The sequence below is a fragment of the Pseudoalteromonas sp. MMG033 genome (genome assembly GCF_057197785.1).
The window spans coordinates 842,044-865,396 of record NZ_CM170070.1 but is presented as its reverse complement, the minus strand read 5'-3'; the positions used below and the strand labels follow the sequence as shown (position 1 = coordinate 865,396).

Annotated in this window: 19 protein-coding genes and 2 pseudogenes; 18 read left to right on the top strand and 3 right to left on the bottom strand. The window is 38.6% G+C overall.

Annotation, left to right across the window (positions count from 1 at the left end; genetic code table 11):
• From AC2CZC_RS04135 to AC2CZC_RS04055, 17 genes are all read left to right on the top strand, one after another.
• On the top strand, positions 1–957 hold the full coding sequence (locus tag AC2CZC_RS04135) for a Gfo/Idh/MocA family oxidoreductase (RefSeq protein WP_484583929.1): 957 nt from the start codon (positions 1–3) through the stop codon (positions 955–957).
• 3 nt (positions 958–960) lie between these two features.
• The gene (locus AC2CZC_RS04130) at positions 961–1,536 is read left to right on the top strand and encodes an acyltransferase (RefSeq protein WP_484583928.1); all 576 of its coding nucleotides are present in this window, start codon (positions 961–963) and stop codon (positions 1,534–1,536) included.
• Positions 1,537–1,556: 20 nt separating this feature from the next.
• A complete protein-coding gene (locus AC2CZC_RS04125) occupies positions 1,557–2,642 on the top strand; it encodes a DegT/DnrJ/EryC1/StrS family aminotransferase (protein WP_484583927.1) in 1,086 nt (361 codons plus the stop codon).
• A 4-nt stretch (positions 2,643–2,646) separates the two neighbouring features.
• Entirely contained in the window at positions 2,647–3,912 is a 1,266-nt protein-coding gene (locus tag AC2CZC_RS04120; RefSeq protein ID WP_484583926.1) for a lipopolysaccharide biosynthesis protein, read from the top strand.
• Positions 3,909–4,466 (top strand): DapH/DapD/GlmU-related protein, encoded by a 558-nt coding sequence (locus AC2CZC_RS04115; protein WP_484583925.1) that lies wholly within the window; start codon positions 3,909–3,911, stop codon positions 4,464–4,466. Before AC2CZC_RS04120 ends, AC2CZC_RS04115 begins: the two co-directional genes overlap by 4 nt.
• A gap of 12 nt (positions 4,467–4,478) precedes the next feature.
• On the top strand, positions 4,479–5,099 hold the full coding sequence (hisH, locus tag AC2CZC_RS04110; RefSeq protein ID WP_484583924.1) for an imidazole glycerol phosphate synthase subunit HisH: 621 nt from the start codon (positions 4,479–4,481) through the stop codon (positions 5,097–5,099).
• Positions 5,096–5,860: a HisA/HisF-related TIM barrel protein gene (locus tag AC2CZC_RS04105; protein ID WP_484583923.1), complete on the top strand. Its 765-nt coding sequence runs from the start codon at positions 5,096–5,098 to the stop codon at positions 5,858–5,860. Before hisH ends, AC2CZC_RS04105 begins: the two co-directional genes overlap by 4 nt.
• Before the next feature lie 3 nt (positions 5,861–5,863).
• Positions 5,864–6,991, top strand: coding sequence for an N-acetyl sugar amidotransferase (locus AC2CZC_RS04100; protein ID WP_484583922.1), 1,128 nt, complete (start codon positions 5,864–5,866; stop codon positions 6,989–6,991).
• Entirely contained in the window at positions 6,992–8,155 is a 1,164-nt protein-coding gene (locus AC2CZC_RS04095) for a glycosyltransferase (RefSeq protein ID WP_484583921.1), read from the top strand.
• Positions 8,156–8,163: 8 nt separating this feature from the next.
• Positions 8,164–9,243, top strand: coding sequence for a glycosyltransferase family protein (locus AC2CZC_RS04090; protein WP_484583920.1), 1,080 nt, complete (start codon positions 8,164–8,166; stop codon positions 9,241–9,243).
• Positions 9,234–10,337, top strand: coding sequence for an O-antigen ligase family protein (locus AC2CZC_RS04085; RefSeq protein WP_484583919.1), 1,104 nt, complete (start codon positions 9,234–9,236; stop codon positions 10,335–10,337). Before AC2CZC_RS04090 ends, AC2CZC_RS04085 begins: the two co-directional genes overlap by 10 nt.
• Complete coding sequence (locus tag AC2CZC_RS04080) at positions 10,334–11,458, top strand: glycosyltransferase family 4 protein (protein ID WP_484583918.1); 1,125 nt, start codon at positions 10,334–10,336, stop codon at positions 11,456–11,458. The genes AC2CZC_RS04085 and AC2CZC_RS04080 overlap by 4 nt, the downstream gene beginning before the upstream one ends.
• Positions 11,451–12,050, top strand: a complete 600-nt coding sequence (locus AC2CZC_RS04075) for a sugar transferase (RefSeq protein ID WP_484583917.1) — start codon at positions 11,451–11,453, stop codon at positions 12,048–12,050. Before AC2CZC_RS04080 ends, AC2CZC_RS04075 begins: the two co-directional genes overlap by 8 nt.
• Positions 12,043–12,681 carry an acetyltransferase gene (locus AC2CZC_RS04070; RefSeq protein ID WP_484583916.1) on the top strand — a complete coding sequence of 213 codons (639 nt, stop codon included), beginning with the start codon at positions 12,043–12,045 and terminating at the stop codon, positions 12,679–12,681. Before AC2CZC_RS04075 ends, AC2CZC_RS04070 begins: the two co-directional genes overlap by 8 nt.
• 37 nt (positions 12,682–12,718) lie before the next feature.
• Positions 12,719–13,894: a DegT/DnrJ/EryC1/StrS family aminotransferase gene (locus tag AC2CZC_RS04065; protein WP_484583915.1), complete on the top strand. Its 1,176-nt coding sequence runs from the start codon at positions 12,719–12,721 to the stop codon at positions 13,892–13,894.
• Positions 13,895–14,101: 207 nt separating this feature from the next.
• Positions 14,102–16,051 (top strand): polysaccharide biosynthesis protein, encoded by a 1,950-nt coding sequence (locus AC2CZC_RS04060; RefSeq protein WP_484583914.1) that lies wholly within the window; start codon positions 14,102–14,104, stop codon positions 16,049–16,051.
• Between the two features lie 186 nt (positions 16,052–16,237).
• Positions 16,238–18,379 (top strand): YjbH domain-containing protein, encoded by a 2,142-nt coding sequence (locus AC2CZC_RS04055; RefSeq protein ID WP_484583913.1) that lies wholly within the window; start codon positions 16,238–16,240, stop codon positions 18,377–18,379.
• A 190-nt stretch (positions 18,380–18,569) separates the two neighbouring features.
• On the opposite strand, the pseudogene AC2CZC_RS04050 reads toward AC2CZC_RS04055, so the two are convergent.
• Positions 18,570–19,247 (bottom strand): annotated as a pseudogene (locus tag AC2CZC_RS04050) (IS3 family transposase).
• A 310-nt stretch (positions 19,248–19,557) separates the two neighbouring features.
• Between AC2CZC_RS04050 and AC2CZC_RS04045 the strand changes: the two are divergent.
• Positions 19,558–20,720 (top strand): IS3 family transposase gene (locus tag AC2CZC_RS04045; protein WP_484583912.1). Its coding sequence is split into 2 segments (ribosomal slippage): positions 19,558–19,813 and positions 19,813–20,720, totalling 1,164 coding nucleotides; the frame shifts between segments, so codons are not numbered across the junction.
• Between the two features lie 16 nt (positions 20,721–20,736).
• Here the strand turns inward: AC2CZC_RS04045 and AC2CZC_RS04040 are convergent.
• Both AC2CZC_RS04040 and AC2CZC_RS04035 read right to left on the bottom strand, forming a co-directional pair.
• Positions 20,737–20,865, bottom strand: a pseudogene (locus AC2CZC_RS04040) (transposase); the annotation flags it as partial.
• Between the two features lie 433 nt (positions 20,866–21,298).
• Positions 21,299–23,221 carry a hypothetical protein gene (locus AC2CZC_RS04035; protein ID WP_484583911.1) on the bottom strand — a complete coding sequence of 641 codons (1,923 nt, stop codon included), beginning with the start codon at positions 23,219–23,221 and terminating at the stop codon, positions 21,299–21,301.
• Positions 23,222–23,353: the final 132 nt, after the last annotated feature.

Here is a 23,353-nt window from a genome sequence, read left to right as displayed (position 1 = left end):
ATGAAAAACTTTGCATTAATTGGTGCAGCAGGTTATATCGCACCGCGCCACCTTCGAGCTATTAAAGATACTGGTAACAACTTAGTCGTGGCAATGGATATTAATGATTCAGTTGGTATCATGGATAGCCACTTCCCTGAAGCTGAATTCTTCACCGAGTTCGAGGATTTTACAGCATTTGTTGAAGATCAGGCTTTACAAGGGAAGAAATTAGATTACATTGCGATTTGTAGCCCTAACTATCTGCATGCCCCGCATATGAAATATGCGCTTAAAAACGGCATAGATGTAATCTGTGAAAAGCCATTGGTTTTACACTCAGAAGATATGGATGTATTGAAAGACTATGAGCAGAAATATGGTGCTAGAGTAAATTCAATTCTCCAACTACGTCTACATCCATCAATTATTGCTTTGAGAGAGAAAGTCGCATCAGCACCGATAGATAAAGTGTTTGATGTAGACCTAACTTATATGACATCTCGCGGTAAGTGGTACATGAAATCTTGGAAAGGTTTTGATCATAAATCAGGTGGTGTAGCAACGAATATCGGTGTTCACTTCTATGATATGTTGCACTTCATTTTCGGTGAACTAAAAAGCAATGAAGTACATTTTAGAGATGAGAAGACCGCAAGCGGTTACCTGGAGTATGAGCGTGCTCGCGTAAAGTGGTTTTTATCAATAGATTCAAATAATCTGCCTGAAAATGCAGTGAAAGGTGAGAAGCTCACTTATCGCAGTATCACGATAAATGATGGTGATAATACAGAAGAGCTAGAGTTTTCAGGCGGCTTTACAGACCTACACACTCTAAGTTATCAAAATGTACTAGCAGGCAATGGTTTTGGCATTGATGAAAATCGCATAGCGATAGAAACAGTTGAAAACATTCGTGTTCAAGACGTTGTTAAAGCAGGTGAAAAAGCACATCCACTTTTATCAAAGGTACTATAACTGATGAGCAAACATGTACATGAAAGCGCTATTGTCGATGAGGGCGCTCAAATTGGTGAAAGCACACGCGTATGGCACTTTGTACATGTCTGCGGTGGTGCACAGATAGGCGAAGGTTGCTCTCTAGGCCAAAATGTTTTTGTAGGTAATAAAGTTACTATTGGTAACAATGTCAAAATTCAAAACAACGTTTCGGTTTACGATAATGTTCATCTAGAAGATGACGTATTTTGCGGCCCTAGCATGGTATTTACTAATGTTTATAATCCTCGTTCATTCATCGAGCGCAAAGCAGAGTATCGTGACACGCTAGTGAAGCGTGGTGCAACTCTGGGTGCCAATAGTACCATAGTATGTGGCGTGACAATTGGAGAGTATTCCCTTGTGGGTGCGGGTGCGGTGATAAATAAAGATGTTAAGCCATTTGCATTGATGGTTGGTGTACCTGCAAAACAAATTGGCTGGATCAGTCGATATGGTGAACAACTCGACTTACCGCTGGAAGGAAACGGTATGGCAACCTGTGAACACACAGGTGAGCAATATCAATTAGAAAATGGCTTTGTTTCAATCAAATAATTCGTAGAAGTAATTATTCAATGCAATTTATAGATTTGGCTGCGCAATATCAGCACTTAAAAGACAAAATTGACGCTCGCATCCAAGCAGTTTTAGATCATGGTAGTTACATCATGGGGCCTGAAGTGCGAGAATTAGAGCAGGAGTTATCAGAATACGTAGGTGTTAAACACACAGTTAGCTGCGCTAATGGCACAGACGCATTAACCTTAGCTTTAATGGTTTTAGATGTAAAAGAAGGTGATGCTGTCTTTTGTCCAACATTCACATTTTTCGCGACAGCAGAAACTATTGCGTTTGAAGGTGCAACCCCAGTTTTTGTTGACTCAAACGCAGATACATTCAACATTTGCCCTATAGATTTAGAAAAGCGTATTGAGGCAGTGGTTAATGAGGGCAAGTTAAATCCAAAAGCTATTATTGCAGTGGACTTGTTTGGTTTGCCTGCGGATTATTCTGCATTAAGAAAAATCGCAGATAAATATGACCTTAAAATCATAGAAGATGCTGCCCAGGGTTTTGGTGGTGAAATCGATGGTAGGCGCGCAGGTTCATTTGGTGATATCGCGACAACTAGTTTCTTCCCAGCGAAACCATTAGGCTGTTATGGAGATGGTGGTGCATTATTCACAGACAATGATGAGTATGCTGAGTTATTAAGGTCGTTTCGTGTTCATGGTAAAGGTAAAGATAAGTACGATAATGTTCGTATAGGTATGAACTCGCGCTTAGATACGATTCAAGCGGCAATATTATTAGAAAAGCTTGCTGCATTTCCTCAAGAGCTTATCAATAGAAATCGGGCTGCCGAAAAGTATACTGAAGAATTAAAAGATAAATATAAAACGCCGGTTGTACCTGCGGGCTATGTGAGTTCATGGGCGCAATACACACTTGTAGCAGAAGACCGGGATGCTGAGATGGCTAAGTATAAGTCACAAGGTATTCCAACAGTGGTTTACTACGGCACTTGTATGCATCAACAAACGGCATTTAAAGCCTTGGGTTATCAACCTGGAGATTTTCCAGTAGCAGAGCGTTTAGCAAGTTCAGTGTTTAGCTTGCCTATGCATGGCTATTTACTCGTTACGGACAAACCGAGTTAATATCATGTTCAATAGTGTTCTTAAACTGCTTGGTGCGACATCAATAAGCCAATTTTTACCTATATTAGTTCTACCCTTTTTAACCTTATACCTTTCTCCTGAGGTATTTGGTTATCTCGGCAGTTTTATTTCATTAAGCCTTATTGTTTCTGTAATGATAACTCTGCGCTTTGAACCTTCTATAGTTCTTTGTGGCAGTGAATGTAAAACTCAAGCAGAAAATATTCGTACAATTACACTGTTTACCACCGCTTTAGCGGTTTTAGTTGTTTATATTATAGGTTTTTTTTATGAGATCCCGGCAAGTGTTTTTATTTGTTTCATATTAACTATATTTAGTGTTTCAGGGAATAAAGTTGTAGAGCAGTTTTTAACCGCGCAAGAGAAATATGGCGAAGTATCAAAAAACAAATTGATTCTAGCCTTATCTACTGTAGTGGCTCATATATTTGTAACCTTTACTATTGGTCAAGGGGATTTTCTTTTAGTTTACAGTTATACATTCTCTTTGGTAGTGTGTAGTTTATTTTTTTTGTATAAGTCCAATTTAAGTCTAATACCTTCTTTAAACATAGCTTCTAAAAACCTATTGCAAAAACATAAAAGGTTTGGTCAATATGAAATGCCATCTGATTTTGTTTTTCAGCTTTCTCAAAATTTACCTGTTGTAATTATTATGACTGTATTTGGAGCTGAAATAGCTGGTATATATTCGATTGCTGAAAAAATGATATTGCTGCCAGTTGCTATGATCGGTTCAACTTTGGGAATGGTCTATTACAAGGAAATGTCCAAAGAGAAGACGAATGCTGAGCAGTCTAAGTTAGCTCGACTAATACTAAATTGCTTATTTGGTATCGTTATTTTTGGCGTATGCATATACTATTTTTCAATTGATTTCTTAGTTGAACTGGTGTTTAAAGAGCAATACACAGACTTGTCAAATTACACTGATTATTTAATTTTATATGGCATTGTATTGTTTGTTTCTTCTCCATTATCGGGTGCTTTGTGGAAAGCTGGTAAGCAGAATGTAAACCTTGGCTTGTCGATAATTACGTTTCTCTTAAGGTGCGTTTGTTTTTATATAGTATCAATACATTTTGATTTTTATACATCGCTCTTGTTTTTAGTTATTGCTTCCATTTTGCCTCGAGTAATGCTGCTCTGTTTTTGTATGAAAGTACTTTCTTTGAAGTTCATGGAAATGTTTATTTATATAATATTGTTATTAGTTACTATATTCACATCCTATTTGGTGCTTTTATGAAGTTAATTTTAATTAAAGCGTTTGCTATTATTTCACGTTTTTTGATTCCACTTTTTTACAACAAAAAGTACTTGCAAGGGAGATGGTTTGAAGGAGGGAAAATAGATGGTTGGGTATGGTGTTGGCGTTCTATATGGTTTCAAAAAATTTTAGGCTTTAATCGTCAAGTGAAATTTCCCTGCAGTCACAACATTACTATTGGAAATTATAAAAATTTAGATTTTCATAATGACAACCTTGATAATATGTTTAGTCCAGGTTGTTATTTTCAGAATTATAGAGCGAAAATAATAATTGGGCATGGTACCTATATTGCGCCAAATGTTGGAATTATAACTGCAAATCATGACTTTAAGAATTTAGATGAGCATTCAGAGGCTAAAGAAGTAGTACTTGGAGAACGCTGTTGGATAGGTATGGGGGCTATCATAATGCCAGGGGTTACATTAGCTGATGGGACAATAGTTGGAGCTGGTTCAATAGTAACAAAGTCTGTTCTGAAATGTAACACAGTGATAGTTGGAAACCCAGCTAAAGTGGTTCGCCAGTATTAGAGGTGTAGAGAAATGAAAGATACCATTGGGGTAATTGATGTAGGTTTAGGTAATATTAACTCTGTTGTTAATATGGTCAATTATCTTGGCTTTGACGTTGAGCTATTACGTACTAAATCAGATTTAAATAAGGTCAAAAAGCTTATTTTGCCCGGAGTTGGAAGCTTTGATAAAGGTATAGAAAGTCTTCACAAAGCTGACATGTTTTTACCAATAAAAGAAGCTCATAATAACGGCATGCCGTTGATGGGAATTTGCTTGGGAATGCAATTATTGGGCTTATCATCTGAAGAAGGTACTTTACCTGGTTTAGGGCTTATCGACTCAGAGACAAAAAAGTTCCCAGAACAAGATGTAATTGTACCTCACATGGGCTGGAGCACAGTTACCATGAACTCTAAAAAAGCAGACGCTTTTTTCAATGATAGTATTGATAAGGAGCAAAGGTATTATTTTGTGCATAGCTATTACATGGAGTGTAAAAATAAAGATGATGTGTTCATGAGTAGTCAATATGGTAATACTGAATTTGTGAGTGCAGTTCAAAATGATAATTTATATGGCTTTCAGTTTCACCCTGAGAAGAGCCATAAATTTGGCATGAGCGTTTTTAAAGGTTTCTTAACGTTATGAGCACCCCATTTTTCAGAACTATTCCTGTCCTTCTTGTAGATGATGGCGAGCTAGTAAAGACCGTAAAGTTTAAAAAAGGTCAGTATATAGGTGATCCAATCAATGCAATGAAAATATTTAATGAAAAGGAAGTCGATGAGCTTGTTATTCTGGATATTGGTGCATCTAAAAATAAAACAGAACCCGATTTTGCATTGATTGAACAATTAGCTTCTGAAGCATTCATGCCTGTAGCATATGGTGGAGGCATTACTAACTTTGAGCATGCAAAGAAGTTATTTTCTCTGGGTATTGAGAAGGTAATCATTAATAGTGAGTTCTTAGCTAGGCCCGAGTTTATTAAAGAGATTGCCTCGGTCTTTGGTGTGCAAAGTGTTGTTGTTTCAATAGACTACAAATACTCTCTTTTTGGGAAAAGAAAAGTATATTCACATAAACAAAAGAAAACACTATCAAAATACACTGTTGAAGAGTTAATTGAACTTGCATCAAATATTGGCGTAGCAGAAATCGTTCTTAACTCTGTAAGTCATGACGGCATGATGCAAGGAATGGATATTGACTTTTTAAAACAGCTTAAAGGCTTTAAGGCGAATATTATTCCTATTGGTGGGGTTGGCTGTTTTAAAGATATATTAGCTGTGAAAGAAAATGCAAATGCCAAAGCTTGTGGTGTAGGTAGTAAATTCGTTTATCAAGATAAGAGTCGGTCAGTTATGATTAACTATCTTAAGCCAAACGAAAAAGATATTTTGGAATAAAAGATGACAGAAAAAATTGTGGTTTGTAAGAGCTGCGTAATGGATAGCACAGCGGCTGAATTTGTTGCTAATGAAGATGGAACATGTAACTTTTGTAGCGGTTATAAAGTCGATGAGACAAAAGCGACATACAGCTTTTCTGATTTAGAACCTGTTTTGGACGTAATCAAGAGAGATGGCAAAGGAAAGAAGTATGATTGCATTATCGGTGTCAGTGGTGGTGTTGACAGTACATATGTTGCCTATTTAGTAAAGCAGTATGGATTAAGACCTTTAGCAGTCCATTTAGATAACGGTTGGAACTCTGAATTAGCTGTTGATAATGTAAAGAAAACTTTAGATAAACTAGGCATACCTTTATACACTCATGTATTGAATTGGAAAGAATTCAAAGAGTTGCAAATTGCGTTTTTAAAGGCTTCTATACCTGGTATGGAAATTCCAACAGATCATGCTATCACAGCTTTACTCTATCGCTCCGCTCTTAAAAACAACGTTAAGTATATTATTAACGGTTCTAACTACAGAATGGAAAAAATAATGCCTCGGAGCTGGTCTGAGTTTCGCGGACAGATGGATTTTCATTTAATTAAATCGGTTTATAAGCAGTTTACTGGAAAGAAACTTAAGCATTTCCCAGGCTTTTCTCTTTTTGAAATGCTCAAGTGGAAGGGGCTAGATAAAGTCAAAGTTGTCAATATTCTTGATTATGTAGACTTCAATAAAGACGAGGCTATGGAGTGCATACAGAATGAGTTAGGCTGGGTTTATTATGGAGGTAAGCACTATGAATCTATTTACACGCGATTTACTCAAGCCTATATCCAACCTAAAAAGTTTAATTTAGATAAAAGAAAAGCACATTATTCGAACTTGATATGTGCGGGTATGATGGATAGAGAGGATGCTTTAAAACGTCTCGAAGAAAACCCTTATCCAGACCTAGAGATGGAAAAAAGAGACCTATTATACTTTAAAAAGAAGCTAAATTTCTCTGATGAGGAATTTGAAAAAATGATGAACGAAAATACAAAGACTTATATGGATTACCCTTGTATTGATAATAATGGCTTCTTTCAGGCGGTCGAAAAGACAGCTATTCGTGTAAACAATCTTCTAAAAGGCAGATAAGTGAAAGTAGTCATAATTAGTGATTTTTGGACAGGAATGCACCCAGTTGTTCTGAATAATTCGAGTAAGCCTGCTGGGATGCCTGCATTCTATAATACTTTAGTTGCGATGAATGCAGATCCTAGAATCAGTGAAATTGACTGCCATTTTGTAGGAGTTGGTGACAAGGACGGTATCGAACAATTTGCAAACTCGAACTTGAATAAAGTTAACTTTATTGTATATCGCTACAATTCTAAGTTAAGCCTCTTGCGAAAATTGACAAAACTTATTTTTGAACAGTCAAAAGTAATGAAAAAACTTGGTAGTGAGAAGGTGTCATTATACGGACATGGCGCAATTGGATCTATTTGTGGTTTTATTTCAAAGCTTACTGGGATTGCAAACACCCGTAGGGTATATGGCACTTTCTTGGTAGATCTTATGCATTTATCTAATTTTAAAATGTTTTTAAGATACCCATTAGCATTCTTGCTTTTTAAATTGCCTCACAAGAATCTAATTGTAACTAATGATGGGACACATGGTGATAGGGTTTATAAAAAGATCCATGGTCATGTGGATAACTTACATTTTTTAGTTAATGGCGTTAATAAAGTTGAGTTGGTTCATAATCCTGAACGCATAATCTCTTATGTAGCCCGTATCGACCGGTGGAAGCAGCAGCATTTAGCTATTGAAGCCTTCTCAAGAAGTAAGTTTGCTAAGGACAATTACAAACTTAAGATCGCGGGGCCTATTTATGATCAGGAGTATTACAATGAGCTTTTAGGGCTTATTACTAAGCTTGGTTTGGAGAATGAAGTTGAAGTTTTAGGTCCCTTAGCAAAAGAAGATGCTGCAAATCTACTGGCTAGTAGCTCTTTAACATTTAGCTTATATGACACTTCTAATTTTGGAAATGTATTTATAGAATCATTACAAATTGGTGTACCTATCTTATCTTACAATATTAATGGTTCTTTGAATTTTGTTGATGAAGACGCTTATATAGGTATCGATAATTACGATGTTACCCATATAGCTGAGCGCTTGGATGAGGCATTGGCTAATCCACAATTTTTAAATGATATCTCAACCCGTTCTCGTTCATTTTCGAAGACTAGCTTTGCTTCTTGGAATGAAAGAGCATCTTTGGAAGTTAATATACTGTTAGAAGGATAGGGCGGATAATGAAAATTGCTTATTATGTATGTCTTGAGCTGGGTGTTGAATCGGGCGTTTTAAAAAAGATAAATAGACAAGTAGAGTTTTGGAATAATCAAGGACATGAAACGGTTGTTTTCTATATAACTAGCCAAAAAAACGTCAATAAATTGCCTGGCAATGCCATTGTAATTGAGCCACCTTCTGTTTTTAGCAGATTTTCAGATATCTATTTATTTAAGTTTCTGTTTCGAATTTTTGGCACTTTACGTGCCTTAAAAGGCTTGCGCTCTTTCTCTCCTGATATTGTCTATGTTAGGCAGGTATTATGGTTTCCATCAATTGGGAAGGTATTAAAGTCGACTACCTCGGTTGTTGAGGTGAATAATAATGACCTAGTCGAATTGCAAAGTAAGCAAAAAGTATTCAGTGAGTTGTTGAGGTATTTACGTTCTCGCTTTTTTAAGAATGCTGATGGGGTGGTTAGTGTAACTAGTGAGTTAGAAGGTAGTTACGCGGATAATATTAAATTTAAAGCATTGACTAACTCTTATCCGGTTCCGGATTGTCTGCCTGAGAAAACACCAAGGTCAAATAAAGTTTTGTTTATGTCATCCCCTAACCAACCTTGGCAAGGGGTTGATAAAATTTTGCTTTTGGCAAAAGAATTATCTGATTATGAGTTTTCTATTGTGGGCTGGGAGAAAGGCAGCCTTACTGATATACCGGATAATGTCAAATTTAAAGGATATCTGACAGGAGAAAGATTGCGTTTAGAGCTTTCTGAAGCTGATTATGCAATAGGCCCGTTGGCATTACATAGAAAAAATATGCACTCAACGTCAGCTATAAAAATTGGCGAGTATTTATCTAATAACTTACCAGTGATATTAGCTTATAAAGAGACTTCTATTTCAGGTGATATGCTTTGTGTTATAGATAACACAGAGGATAATATTACTGACGAGAATGTAATGAAGATAAGATCTTTCTTCTCTTACTGGAAAGATAAGAACATCAATAAACAAGTGGTATTTGATCAAGTAGATCCTTCTACAGTCGAAAGTCAACGGCTTGAGTTTTTTAAGGCTATTTTATGCAGATAGTCTGGGCATTGTTTGGGGTGGCTTTAGCCATTTCTATTTCTACTCCATTTGTGAACCAATATTTGCAAGAATCAGTAGGCTTGAACTTAGGCTTTGTATATGTTCTGTCTTCTTTACTTGCTATCTTTATTTTTGCTCTCCAATGTAGAAGGCCAGTTAACCTTAAGTATCTTATATTCTTTTGTCTGCTTAATGTTACCTTCTTTATTAATATTGATTCAGATCTAACTAATGGATTTATAAGCGTTTTAATTGGCCTTGCTCTATGTCTGCCTTTTTTACAGAATAATATACCACCTATTTTTTCAAAATCTTTAGTGGTAACGTTATTTTTATTCGCATGTTTCTTTTTTTCTCTTATTACTACTGATAGCCGGCTTTTAGAGCTTATTCATTTGAATACTAGAATGGCTATGGGTAACTCTCCTATTAGTATAGCAATAATAGCGGCTATTTCTGTCTTGATTTGTACTTATCACTTTAGATCAGTTAGCGATTTGAAAAAAATCCCATTAGTTTGTTTTATTGTGTTTTTTATTGCTGCAATTTTATATAGTGGCTCAAGAGGACCTTTGCTCGCCCTGTTTGTTATATTTTTCTTGCAATTAGCCCGAAGTGGTAAGGTTGTAATGCTTTCTATCATCTCAGTTCTCGGTAGTCTTTCTGCTCTTTTTATTCTTAGCATTAGAGAGAATCATAGTGACAGTAGCTCTTCAAGAATCAATATGTATCAAGAAGCATTTAAAATAGTAAGTGAGTCCCCGCTTGGAGGGTTTCATATAGGTAAATATACATATCTCACTGGAAAGCCATTTCCTCATAACTTCTTTCTAGAGATTTGGGTTGATTTTAATGTGTTCTTTCTATTTATAATCTTGTCATTGACTCTATATGTGATGTATCAGAGGTATACGACTCTCCATAAGAAAGCAAATGTTAGAAGCAACCTCATGATTGATATATATATACTGATATTTATTTGTTGCCAGATGTCGTTGCCATCGACAGAGATGTTACGTGTATTATTACCACTTCTTTTTATTTCTCTGTGTTGCATTAATAACGAAAAATTAAATGTTGAAGGGCCAAAATGAAAATAGCTATAGTGGGTACAGTGGCAAGCTCAATTTTTGGGTTTCGTATGCCATATATAAATCTACTTATAAAGCAGGGGCATGAAGTATTTGCATTTGCAATTGACTTTAATGATGAACAGAAAGAACACCTTTTACAGTTAGGTGTTACACCCGTAGATTATAATATTAGCAGAAGCGGTAAGGGGCCACTTCTTTTATTGTCTGAAATTAAAGAGCTAAGGGATAAGTTATCAGAAGTAAATCCGGATATATTTTTCGGCTACTTTTTGAAACCTGTCTTATTTGGTGGTATTGCAGCGAAGATCGCAAAAGTGCCCAGACGAGTAGGCATGATAGAAGGGTTAGGTCAAACATTTACAATCCCGCCAAGTGGTTTAACACTTAAACAACGAGTTTTAATGAAGGTCTTATCTTTGGGGATTGGGGTTGTATCAAGGCTAATTGATTCTGTAATTGTGTTGAACAATGATGATCTTCTACAACTATCTAAGTACGCTCCAAATAATAAAATTAAGCTTTTAGGCGGTATTGGTGTGGATTTGGATGAGTTTTCTTATAAACCGACAATACAGACAGAAAGAGTTAGCTTTTTGTTTGTTGGCAGGTTGTTAAAGGAGAAGGGGGTTCGATATTTTCTTGAAGCTGCTAAACGGGTAAGTAAAAAGCATCCCAACGCTGAATTTGTACTCATTGGAGCTTTAGATAAATCGAGTTCCACAGGAATAACCCAAGAAGAGTTAAATGATTACATAAATCAAGGGTTTATCAAGCATTATGGACATGTTAGCAATGTGGTCGATTACATAGAGGAATCCTCTGTTTTTGTTTTGCCTTCATATTATAGAGAAGGTGTACCTCGAAGTACTCAGGAAGCCATGGCGGTTGGCCGTGCAGTTATTACAACAGATAACACGGGTTGTAGAGATACTGTACAAGAAGGTGTTAACGGCTTTTTGGTTAATAAATACGATAGCTCTGATCTAGCCTCTAAAATGGAAATGTATCTAAAAGAACCAAGCCTTATAGAGGAACACGGTCGCATGAGTAGAAAACTTGCTGAAGAAAGATTTGACGTTAACCGCGTAAATAAACGGTTGTTGGAATATATGTATGATTAAACGTTTTTTTGATTTACTGGTCTCGCTTATAGCAATTGTATTATTATTCCCAGTGATTGCAGTTGTGAGTTTGCTTATTTTAAAAAAACTCGGCTCTCCAATATTATTTACCCAAGAGCGGCCAGGTTTGAATGGTAAAGTTTTCAAGATGATGAAGTTTAGAACCATGCTCGATGGTAAAGATAAAGAAGGTAATTTATTGCCAGATGAGCAGAGGATGACTAAATTTGGTGCTTTTTTACGCTCGACCAGTCTCGATGAATTACCGGGCCTATTTAATGTTTTAAAGGGTGATATGAGCTTGGTCGGTCCAAGACCTTTACTCGTGCAGTATCTACCTCTATATAGCAAAGAGCAGGCTAGAAGGCACAATGTCCGTCCTGGTATAACAGGGTGGGCTCAGGTTAATGGCCGTAATGCAATTAGTTGGGAAGAAAAGTTCAAATTGGACGTTTGGTATGTCGATAATCAAAGCTTTCTTTTGGATATAAAAATATTATTTCTAACAGTAAAGAAAGTGTTTGTCCGAGAAGGTATTAGTGCTGACGGCCACGTAACTATTGAGCCTTTTAAAGGCAGCGGTAATGACTAAGTCTATCAAATCGCTTGCGATCTTAGGTGCTAGTGGTCATGGTAAAGTTGTTGCTGATTTGGCTGAAAAATTGGGTTATGCAGTTCGATTTTATGATGATGCTTACCCTGCAAAGTCAACGCTTGAGCACTGGTCAATAAGTGGAACTTTTGATGACTTATTAGAGAGTGACGTCTCCACTCTTGAAGTTATAGTTGCTATAGGCAACAACGATATACGTAAAGAAAAATCTTTGCAGCTTGAACAGCATCGATTTACTTTTGCAAAATTAATTCATCCATCTGCTGTTGTTAGTGAGTTTGCAAAAGTTAATTCGGGTTCTGTGGTATTTGCTGGAGCAGTCATTAATGCCTTTGCGGAAATAGGTAAAGGTTGCATAATTAATACGGCGTCAGTTGTCGAACACGATACTAAAGTGGGACAATACTCCCATATTTGTCCCAATACTGCACTTGCAGGTGCTGTACACATTGGTGAATGTTGTTGGGTGGGCATTGGTAGTCAAGTCATACAGTTAATAACTGTGGGTGATCACACCTTAATTGGTGCAGGTAGTGTTGTGGTAAAAAGCTTACCTGCGAATGTTACTGCTTTTGGCGCACCTGCAATGATAGTTAAAAGTGACAATTGAAGATAGTTAGTCACATAAAGATGGATTTAGTTAAGAAATGTTAAACACTCCTTTTTCTCCATGGCCTAGTTTTACTCAGCAAGAAGCTGATGCTGTAAGTCGTGTTGTATTATCAAATAAAGTAAATTATTGGACTGGTACAGAAGGTCGCGAGTTTGAAAAAGAATTTGCGACTTGGGCTGACAGCGAATATGCCGTCGCGTTAGCCAATGGTACACTTGCGCTGGATATTGCTTTGAAGGCGCTTGATGTAGGTAACGGTGATGAAGTTATCACTACGCCTCGTACATTTTTGGCCTCGGCAAGTAGCATTGTAACTGCGGGGGCTGCCCCGGTGTTTGCAGATGTTGACTTGAATAGCCAAGCTATAACAGCAGAATCAATTAAGGCTGTGTTAACACCAAAAACTAAAGCTGTGATTGTTGTCCACTTGGCTGGAATGCCTGCTGAAATGGACGATATTATGGCATTGAGTGAGGAACACGGCTTTTATGTGATTGAAGATTGTGCTCAAGCCCACGGTGCAAAATATAAAGGCCGCTCTGTTGGCTCTATCGGTCATGTTGGTGCTTGGAGCTTTTGCCAAGATAAAATCATGACAACTGGTGGTGAGGGCGGCATGGTGACTACTAACTCAAAAGAGTTATGGTCAAAGATGTGGAGCTACAAAGATCATGGCAAGAGTTTTGATGCAATTTATAATCGTGAGCATCCCCCTGGATTTCGCTGGTTGCATGAAAGCTTTGGTACAAATTGGCGTATGACCGAAATGCAAGCAGCTATTGGTCGCATTCAGTTAAACCGAATGAAAAGTTGGACTTCTAAAAGGCAAAAAAATGCTCAAGCCTTAGATAACACTGCAAAAGAGTTTGAGCTGATCCGTTTGGTAGAGGTGCCAGAATATATTGTACACGCAGAATATAAACACTATATGTTTATTAATCAGGATAAGCTTAAAGATGGTTGGACACGAGACCGTATTGTAAACGAAATTGTTGACAAAGGCGTGCCGTGTTTTCAAGGTTCTTGTTCAGAAGTCTATCTAGAAAAAGCGTTCGATGGCACTGAGTGGCGTCCTGAGAAACGCTTGGAAAACGCAGTTTTGTTAGGCGAGACGTCTGTCATGTTTTTAGTTCACCCAACCTTGACCCAGGACGAGGTGGATAAAATGTCATCCGTAATTTCTGAAGTCTTCTCCAAAGCACAAGCTTAATAAAAGCGCCGGCTTAGTTGATTGTTGGGCACATCGAAGTTAACTTTGTGCCTGATGTTGTACTAAAATGCCAGTGTTATTGATAGCTTTAAGGGGTTTTGATTGGATTTATTGATTCAAATATGACATCTGTTACAAGCTTGTGTATATTTACTCTACTTAAAAGTCATTCAATCGTGAAAGTGAACTTTAGCTCAAGGATTTACAGTGGATAGTTTTTTCCGTTCATTATTAAATGCATCTCGCTCTACGAAACGCATATATACTTTACTAATAGACTCAATTTTTATCTTTAGTGCGTTTTGGTTAGCACTTATAGTCAGGCTAGACAGCTTATCGCCATTTTTTGAAGTCAAAAACTGGTTTTTACTGGCGCTGATATTACCCGTGAGTTTGTTTGCATTCGTAAATTTAGGGTTGTATCGAGCAGTTTTAAGGTATGTTGGTGCGCATGCTGTAGGGGCAATCGTGGTTGGTACGATTGTGAGTACAATTGTGCTTGTAATGGCTTCCTTTTTTACCCATGTTACCATTCCTCGAACCATGCCTGTTATTTATGCATGGCTGTTGATACTTTCTGTAGGTGGCTCCCGAATAATGGTAAGAGCTATGGTAGGGCGCCTTGCGACAATTAATAAAGTGCCTGTTGCAATATATGGTGCCGGTTCTGCAGGGAGGCAATTAGCCCCAGCTATCGCCGCAGGTGATGAATATTATGTAAGCGCATTTATCGACGATGATACATCAAAGCAAGACGCTATTTTACAAGGTATTCCTGTTGTTGCTTTCAGTAACTTATTGAGTCTAATCGAACGGAAGAAAGTTCGGAAAATATTACTAGCAATGCCGAGTGAAAGCAGAGCTCGTCGAAAAGAGATCCTCTCTCAGTTAGAAAATTTACCTGTTGAAGTGATGACCATTCCCGGTATGGCTGATGTTGTAGAAGGTAGAGCAACTTTAGATGAAATAAAGGATGTGGAAATTGAAGATTTGCTTGGGCGTGATCCTGTAACCCCTAGACAAGAGCTTTTAGACGCAAATATCAAAGGTAAGTCGGTCATGGTCACGGGGGCTGGTGGCTCTATTGGCTCTGAACTATGTCGTCAAATTATCAAACAAGCGCCAAAAAAACTTGTCTTGTTTGAGCTAACTGAGTTTGCGCTTTATTCAATAGAAAAAGAGTTAAGCGAAGTCATCCAGTCTAAAGGTTTGGGCATTGAGTTGATCCCAATTATTGGTTCTGTTCAGCATATCAATAGACTTGAAACGTGCATGATAGCATTTGGTGTTCAAACAGTTTATCACGCTGCTGCCTACAAACATGTCCCCCTCGTTGAACATAACGTTGTTGAAGGTGTTCGTAACAATGTATTCGGTACTTACTATTCAGCCAAAGCTGCCATTAACGCAAAAGTAGAGACTTTTGTACTTGTCAGTACTGACAAGGCGGTAAGACCAACTAATGTGATGGGAACAACTAAGCGAATGGCTGAACTTTGCTTACAAGGCTTAGCGCAAGATAAAGATAACGGAAAGCATAAAACTCGCTTTTGTATGGTAAGGTTTGGCAACGTGCTTGGCTCATCTGGTTCTGTGGTGCCGTTGTTTCGCCGACAAATTAAAGAAGGTGGCCCTATTACTCTTACTCACCCCGAGATTACACGTTTCTTCATGACAATTCCCGAAGCCGCACAGCTAGTAATACAAGCGGGGGCTATGGGGAAAGGTGGTGATGTATTTGTGCTTGATATGGGGGAATCCATAAAGATTATGGATTTAGCAACCAAAATGATCCACTTATCAGGGTTAGAGATTAAAAGCGATTCAAACCCTCATGGAGATATACAAATTCAGTGTACGGGCCTTCGTCCCGGTGAGAAACTATATGAAGAGTTACTGATTGGTGATAATGTAGGTCAAACTAGTCACGCTCGTATAATGACTGCAAAAGAGACCATGTTGCCTCTACACGAACTCATTGTTTTCTTAGAATCATTGGACATTGCATGTCACAATTTTGAGCATGAGAAAATACGCCAGTTGCTTTTGGACGCACCTACCGGATTTAATCCAACAGATGGTATATGTGATTTGGTTTGGAATGCAAAAAAAGAAGTAACGACCTTTGATGATGATAAAATAGTCAGCTTTAAATAGACTCCCTTACTAGACAATGAAAGTTTTTCTTAATTGCTTTTGAAGGTTGTCATTTAGGCGGCATTTATTTCAAGTACTTTATGTTACACGTATTTAGTTTGTATTGTCCTATAAGAGTTTATAGGGCTTTGTATTCATTTATTTTCGTTGAATGATAAAAAATAATAACCTATCGGATCCTAGACAATGTCTAAATTTTTTCCTCCTTTAATGTTTGGTTTGACCATTGCATCCACATCTAGCTTTTCTAATGATGAAATCGGTACATATCGCTCTTTTACCGGCTTTACAGGGCTAGTAAATACAACAAATGCTGAGGTGCTTGAATCTGGTATGTGGGATATCGGGTATAATAATATGCTTGATCATTCTACTCAAAGCTATGTTGATGGTCATAACTTTATCTTTTCAGCAGGTATATTTGATGGGTTAGAGGTTAGTGGCCAAATTGCATCTAGCACCATGCATGATAATACCTTTCAGACAGCAAGGGAGGGAGAGCGTCAAACAAGAGATTTATCTTTCAATGTAAAGTATCAGTTGCCAATTATACCCAAAGATTGGTTTAGCTTGAGCGTTGGTTCGAAGGATATAGGCGGAGCTGCCAACAACTATGAAACACATTTTGTTGTTGCTTCGAAAGAATGGCGCAGCTTTCGGTTTTCACTGGGGGCCTCTCAGAGTAAACATGAAACAGGCATGATGAATGGCCCGTTTGGTGGTATCGAGTGGATGCCTTTGGATTGGCTTGCATTCCAAGTAGAGTATGACGCTGAGGCCATTAATAGTGCTGCGAGGGTTGTTATACCTAAAGAGTGGCTTTTTGACTTAGGTGAGCTTTCTTTGACGAGCAGGTTTTACTCTAATACAGATTTTGATGAAGATGATATTTACTGGGGAATAAATTTCAAAGCCCCATTCTCTAAGTTAGCTCGCACATCTAAATCGAATGTTGAGGCAGCGCCACAACCAAATTTGTCTTCACCTTTGGGTTCACAGAGCTCTGCGAAAATAGAACATAGACAATCGGAATATATAGAAAGTAAGACGCTCGATATTAAGAGTTCATCTATAGTGGATAATCATAATAATAACGAGCATGTTCTGGAGAAAAAAGAATTAAATAAGTTGGCTCGTAAGCTGAGAAATAAACTCATTGATGATGGATTTGAGTCTGTGAGAGTTGGCTTTACTTTAAATCCATTAATTATTGTAACACTTGAAAATGCAACTTTTAATCATAATGAAATTGATGCATTGGGTCTGGCTGTCGGACGTATTGCGGAAGTATTCTCGGGCACATCTGCAAAGTTTATGCTTGAGTTGCAAAACCACAGTATCCCTATGGTCGCACTATCAGGTGATGTGGCTGATTATGAGCGCTTTTTGAATGACAATGTTGAGCCTAATATCCACATTAAAATGGGAGCCATGCGTAATGTCGCAGGTATTTCATGGATTGGCCTAGAAAATGCGAATGAGCGATGGTTTAAGCCAAGAGTTACAATTAGCCCAGAAGTTAATTCAACGCATGCTACAGAGTTTGGGGTGTTGGACTATTCTTTAGCATTAAAGGCTGATGTAAATTTACCTCTTTGGAAAGGTGCTGGATTTAACCTTTCAGCACAAACGCTCGTATCTGAGAGTGATGATTTTAAAGAAAAGCGGATCTTTGATGATTTGTCTGAAGATAATGGTGTAAGAAGCGCTTTCTTCTACCAGACATATCAGCTTCCATGGGGATTTTATAATCAAACTAAAGTCGGCTTTTTTAGAGAGTTTCATAAATATAATGGCATTATCAATGAAACGGCGTGGGTAAGTGCAGATGGAAGCCATAAGTTTACAAACACTTATGGGTATTTTGAATATCAAGATCACGATGCTGATAGGGATTACCATACGGTAGATTATCAATATTATTGGGCTGATAAGGATGTGAGCTTTCATGTCACTGGAGGTAAGTTTTGGCGCAAAGACAGTGGAGTTAAGTTAGAAACGAGGTTTTGGTTCGGTGATAGTTATGTCGCATTGTTTGGCGAAAATACAAATGCAAAAGTAGCTGGTGTTGCAATTAACATTCCATTGTCTAAACGTAAGAGCATGAATGTAACCCGATATGGGCAGGTTAAAGGCACTAGCGCTTGGCGACATCAGATTGGAACTCGTATTGGAGAGTCCTCTAATCACTTAGTATATCAACAAGCATATCAGCCTAGAGTACCTGTTAGTTTAAACGAAACGTTCTTTAATAGAGGCCGAAGTTCCGTTCATTATATTAATAGTAACTTATCGAGGTTGCGAGAAGCGTATTTAACCTATAAATAATTGCCTTCCTTCATGCCTACTTCGATATATTCCAGTACCGAAGTAGGCTTTATAATTTAAGCTCGTATCATATCCATAAAAACCTTATATAAGAGCCCCCAGCTTTAGTACAGCCCATTAGTAGAATTATGCTGCCTCAAGATAGCTCATTGTGTAACTACCCCAGCTTTAGTACAGTTCATTAGTAGAATTATGCTGCCTTAAGATAGCTCATTGGAGTTTGATCTCCTAGCACGTCGTGAGGCCGTTCATAATTATAAATATCTAACCATTCATCTGTAATGTCACGAACTTGCTGAAGTGATTCAAACAGATATAAATCCAATACTTCTTCTCGATAGCTGCGATTAAATCGCTCAACAAAACCGTTCTGATATGGACTACCTGGTTTAATAAACTCAAGTTTTATGCATTTTTCATTAGCCCAATTTTCCAGAGCACTCGATGTAAATTCAGGACCATTAATCACTTGAATTTGTTTTGGTTTTCCGCGCCATGCAATGATCCGCTCCAACACTCGAATAACGCGTTCAGCTGCCAGGCTTGTATCGACCTCGATCGCTAATGCTTGGCGGTTGTAATCACCCCGCACATTCAGTGTTCTAAAACGATGTCCGTAATTAAGCGCATCGCTCATAAAACCCATAGATCACGAATCATTATGTTTGCTCGGTGCGTTTAACGGCTTTGGTGTGCGTATTGGTACATGGCGTTTCCCTTTTCGTCTAAGGTTAAGTTTAAGCATGTTATACACTCGCTCAACGCGTTTTTTATTCCATACTTTGCCTTGATGCCTAAGTCGTTTAAACAGCTTTGGCATGCCCCACCTAGGGTGCCACTCAACAAGCGCTAACAAAGCATCAATCACCTCATCATCCGATGGTCGCTTGCATTTATAGTAATAAACGCTTCGACCTAAACCCGCTACGTCACAAGCAAATGCTACGCTAACCTCAAACCGTGCTCGTAAGTGTTCGACCCAAGCTCTGCGTCTGCTTGTTTTCACAGCTTTTTTGAGATGATTTCCTCAAGCATTGAATGTTTTAAACTGAGAGTCGCAAACATATCTTTGAGCTTACGGTTTTCCTCTTCAAGCTCTTTCAAGCGTTTATGTTGTGGTTCAATAAACCCGGACACAACTTTAGGTGGTATGATTACCACTTAACTAGAGGTGTCAAATGGCCAGAAAACGTCGAACATTTAGTAAAGAGTTTAAACTTGAAGCAGCTTGCTTAGTTTTAGATAAAGGTTACTCATTTCCAGATGCATGTCGCTCCTTGGATGTGGGTGAAACGACTCTAAGACGGTGGGTTCAGCAACTTGAGGTTGAAAGGAACGGTGAAACACCGAAGTCGAAAGCTTTGACGCCCGAACAACAGAAGATCCAAGAACTTGAAGCCCGTATCAATCGCTTAGAACGAGAGAAATCGATACTAAAAAAGGCTACAGCTCTCTTAATGTCAGAAGAAACAAACAGTATTCTCTAATAGACCAGTTAAGTGAGCAAGATTCGGTTGAGTTGGTCTGTAATGTCTTTGATGTCGCTCGTTCAAGTTTCTATGACTACAAGCGCCGTCTTAATGTCATTGATACTAACGAGGTGTTCCTTCGAGCTAAGCTCCAAGAGTGCTTTAAATTAAGCCGTGGCTCCGCAGGAAGCCGAACACTCTCGGCAATGCTGGCCGAGTATGATATTGATGTTGGCCTTTTCAAAATCAGGCGGATCATGCGTGATATGCAACTTGTATCGAAACAGCCAGGGCCTCACGCATATAAAAGAGCAGTGAATGAGCGTCCAGACATACCCAACCGACTAAATCGTGAGTTCGGTGCTCACAAACCAAATCAAGCATGGTGCGGAGATATTACTTATATTTGGACAGGTCAGAAGTGGGCATATTTAGCTGTAGTGATTGATTTATATGCCAGAAGAGTGGTTAGCTGGGCAATGTCAGATAAACCAGATGCAGCGTTGGCTGTCAAAGCGTTAGATAGGGCCTATGAACAAAGAGGCCGACCTAGAGGGCTCATGTTTCACTCGGACCAAGGCTATCAGTATAGCTCAATCAAATATAGGCAGAGGTTATGGCGCTATCAAATAACACAAAGTATGAGTCGCAGAGGTAACTGTTGGGATAATTCTCCAATGGAACGTTTATTTAGAAGTCTGAAAACAGAGTGGATTCCGAGCACGGGCTATAAATCAATTAAAGAAGCAGAACAAGATATAAGCTTTTATTTGATGAGTTACTACAACTGGAAAAGACCGCACAGTCACAACGATATGACAGCACCAGCTGTAATGGAAGAACAACTTAAATCATTGTCCGGAATTAGTTGACCACAACATTAACATCAGAAGCTTCCATCCCACCATATTTAGAACGCCACTTGTAAAATGTACTTTGGCCAACCCCATGTTTACGGCATATTTCCGGTACAGGCACACCCGGTTCAGTTTTTTGTGTATATTCACGACCTGCGATCCAGAGAGTTTGAAACTACCTTCTTATATTGATAAAAGCGCTACTTACGACTGCCTCTGTTTATTGAGCAGTTACAACCGCGTGCGTGGTCGTTGTATAAGGCCGGCTGGTTCGCTTCTTATTGCCTGGAGAAAGTTTTAAATTAAAGATACCAGTGTGGCCTGTACAGACTAACTTATATTCCACACGTTCAGTGATTTGTGAGTTTTTCGTATACTGTTTCGAAAAACTAAGCTTGTACTATTTTTTGTATAGTGAATTAGGTAGGGCTGAAACCACAGAGCGTTTTAGCCATGAGAGGGGGGTAACAAGGGTTTTACTTAGTTAGGTGTTGTTTAAATTGATGGCGGAATTATAGACGTTGTAATTTTATTAAATTAATTAAAAAAGCCGCGATGTATCGCGGCTTTAGTTTTCAGTTTACTCAGTAAAATTAGTTACCGCCAGTTACACCTGTAACTGTTTGTGTATCACATTGGGTAAGCATATTAAGTGATAGCGCGTCAGTGCTACCTGTTTCTGCTTGTGTTTCCCATGTGTTAGTGAAGGTATTGAAGAATCTGAATGTATAATCTACACCTGACTCAAGCTCAATCTCGAACTCGCTACCATAGTAGCTGTCTTGCAAGTTATTTGCTAAAACAGCACCACGATATAGCTGAACTGTAGTCGGGCTCAGTACAGGATCTGCGCCTTGGTCTGCATCATCATTGTTGCTACATACAGCAAATGTAGATACCTGCTTAGTTACTACCTCAACATTTTCAGTTGGTGTAAGTTGTAATGTTTGACCGTTTAAGTCACAAAGCGCGCCAGAGTATACAGATGCCGTGTTATCAACAGCAGTGCCTGTGTTACCTTGAATACCATCAAGTACGTTTACATTGTTTTCAAGTACACGTACTTCTACATCGAAACTAGGTGGGTTACGGAACGTAGCACGGTTCAGTGCAGCACGGTTCCAAGGCTGTGCATCAAATCTGTAGCTGTTTGTTAGCAACTGAACTGAAGTGAAGCGCGAGCTAGGTTGGCCATCACTGTCAACAATGTTGAATGACGAAACGTTACAACCACGCTGTGCGAAGAAATCAAGGTTCCAGTATGATAAATGTTTTACTTCAACTTCTACGTTGAAAGTTGTGCTATTTGCATCGCCATCATCAGCAACTACACCGAAGCTTTCAAATGACCACTGGCCGTTTGACTCTTCATAGCTCCATACTGGGAAGATTTGACCCACTTGAATTAACGCAGGCTCGCTTACCAACGCTGACTCTTTACAAACACCAGCTTCAGTGAAACCTCTGTCCGCTGCAGCAGCAATACTTTCACCGTCTTGCTGGATTACAGGACATGGTGTACGTGTAGTTTTGTCAACCTTCATTGCGACTTTGATTGACTTGTCTTCACCGAAAGTCTTTACTTTTTCGCCTTGCTCATTAACCAGTTCGATAGCAACAAAACCACCAGTCGTGAAGTTACCTTCAACTGACTCACCGCCGTCTGCAACAGCAAGGTTTAATCCGCCAGGGAATGCATCTAGTGAAGATGTTTGGTCAGTTGCAGCGTTATCTGAACCACTTTCAACTGCGGTTGCTTCGTTTGCAAAGTATGCAACGGTTAGTGATGGTGCTGACTGAAGAGGTTGACCGTTTGCTTGAACAAACTCAGTACCATGAGGAAGAATTACTTCTGCGCCACCTACAGCTTTTTCTGCCTGCTCAGCACCTACATTTACAGGTAGGGTGATTTCAGTAGCACCACCAAGGTCAAGGCCACCAGTTGGGCTATACTCAACTGTTACATTCTCATCTAAGTCTGCAAGTGCTTTAGTCTCAGCTACAACTGGGATATCAGTACTCGTGAAGTTACGCGCAGTTAGTCGAACAACTTCTGTTAGTGTTTCACCTGAGCCGATGGTAACTTCAGCTGTATTTGATAGGAAGTCAGCTGATTGAACAGTAAATGCAAAAGTCTTTGTTGTGTCTGCTGCAATACCATCTACAGTGTATGAGAACGAGCCATTAGTATTCGTGTTGTATGGGTCATTGGCAGTGCTTGAAACAGCGATTGCAGTACCTGACGCTGTTTGTAAACCATCAACTGAAGAATTAAAGACAACTTCAACTGATGTGCCGTCTGGTAATGGAGCGCCAAGTGAGTCTGTTACAGTAATAACGAAACCACCGTCAGCTAATTCAACAGCAGTTGGAGGAACAACAACCGTTTGCTCTCCGCCTGGGTCTGGCGGAGTGATTGTAACATCGTTATCGTTATCGCTGAAACAACCCGTCAAACCAACTGTTAAACCCAATGCAAGGGCAAGTTTAGTTAGCTTCAAATTTTTATTTCCCATGATTTTTACCTTTTCCTTTAAATACAAGTAAACTGAGATTTTTGACCAATTAAGTGCAGATGTAAGAAAGCCTTGCCCTGCATGCAAATTAGTGAATTAGAGAATAAGCGTACATTAAATGTTCGTCAAGTG

Excerpts from the sequence above, each read along its gene's own strand:
- AC2CZC_RS04135 (WP_484583929.1), top strand. The coding sequence starts at position 1 with ATGAAAAACTTTGCATTAATTGGTGCAGCAGGTTATATCGCACCGCGC.
- AC2CZC_RS04130 (WP_484583928.1), top strand. The coding sequence starts at position 961 with ATGAGCAAACATGTACATGAAAGCGCTATTGTCGATGAGGGCGCTCAA.
- AC2CZC_RS04125 (WP_484583927.1), top strand. The coding sequence starts at position 1,557 with ATGCAATTTATAGATTTGGCTGCGCAATATCAGCACTTAAAAGACAAA.
- AC2CZC_RS04120 (WP_484583926.1), top strand. The coding sequence starts at position 2,647 with ATGTTCAATAGTGTTCTTAAACTGCTTGGTGCGACATCAATAAGCCAA.
- AC2CZC_RS04115 (WP_484583925.1), top strand. The coding sequence starts at position 3,909 with ATGAAGTTAATTTTAATTAAAGCGTTTGCTATTATTTCACGTTTTTTG.
- hisH (WP_484583924.1), top strand. The coding sequence starts at position 4,479 with ATGAAAGATACCATTGGGGTAATTGATGTAGGTTTAGGTAATATTAAC.
- AC2CZC_RS04105 (WP_484583923.1), top strand. The coding sequence starts at position 5,096 with ATGAGCACCCCATTTTTCAGAACTATTCCTGTCCTTCTTGTAGATGAT.
- AC2CZC_RS04100 (WP_484583922.1), top strand. The coding sequence starts at position 5,864 with ATGACAGAAAAAATTGTGGTTTGTAAGAGCTGCGTAATGGATAGCACA.
- AC2CZC_RS04090 (WP_484583920.1), top strand. The coding sequence starts at position 8,164 with ATGAAAATTGCTTATTATGTATGTCTTGAGCTGGGTGTTGAATCGGGC.
- AC2CZC_RS04085 (WP_484583919.1), top strand. The coding sequence starts at position 9,234 with ATGCAGATAGTCTGGGCATTGTTTGGGGTGGCTTTAGCCATTTCTATT.
- AC2CZC_RS04080 (WP_484583918.1), top strand. The coding sequence starts at position 10,334 with ATGAAAATAGCTATAGTGGGTACAGTGGCAAGCTCAATTTTTGGGTTT.
- AC2CZC_RS04075 (WP_484583917.1), top strand. The coding sequence starts at position 11,451 with ATGATTAAACGTTTTTTTGATTTACTGGTCTCGCTTATAGCAATTGTA.
- AC2CZC_RS04070 (WP_484583916.1), top strand. The coding sequence starts at position 12,043 with ATGACTAAGTCTATCAAATCGCTTGCGATCTTAGGTGCTAGTGGTCAT.
- AC2CZC_RS04065 (WP_484583915.1), top strand. The coding sequence starts at position 12,719 with ATGTTAAACACTCCTTTTTCTCCATGGCCTAGTTTTACTCAGCAAGAA.
- AC2CZC_RS04055 (WP_484583913.1), top strand. The coding sequence starts at position 16,238 with ATGTCTAAATTTTTTCCTCCTTTAATGTTTGGTTTGACCATTGCATCC.
- AC2CZC_RS04035 (WP_484583911.1), bottom strand. The coding sequence starts at position 23,221 with ATGGGAAATAAAAATTTGAAGCTAACTAAACTTGCCCTTGCATTGGGT.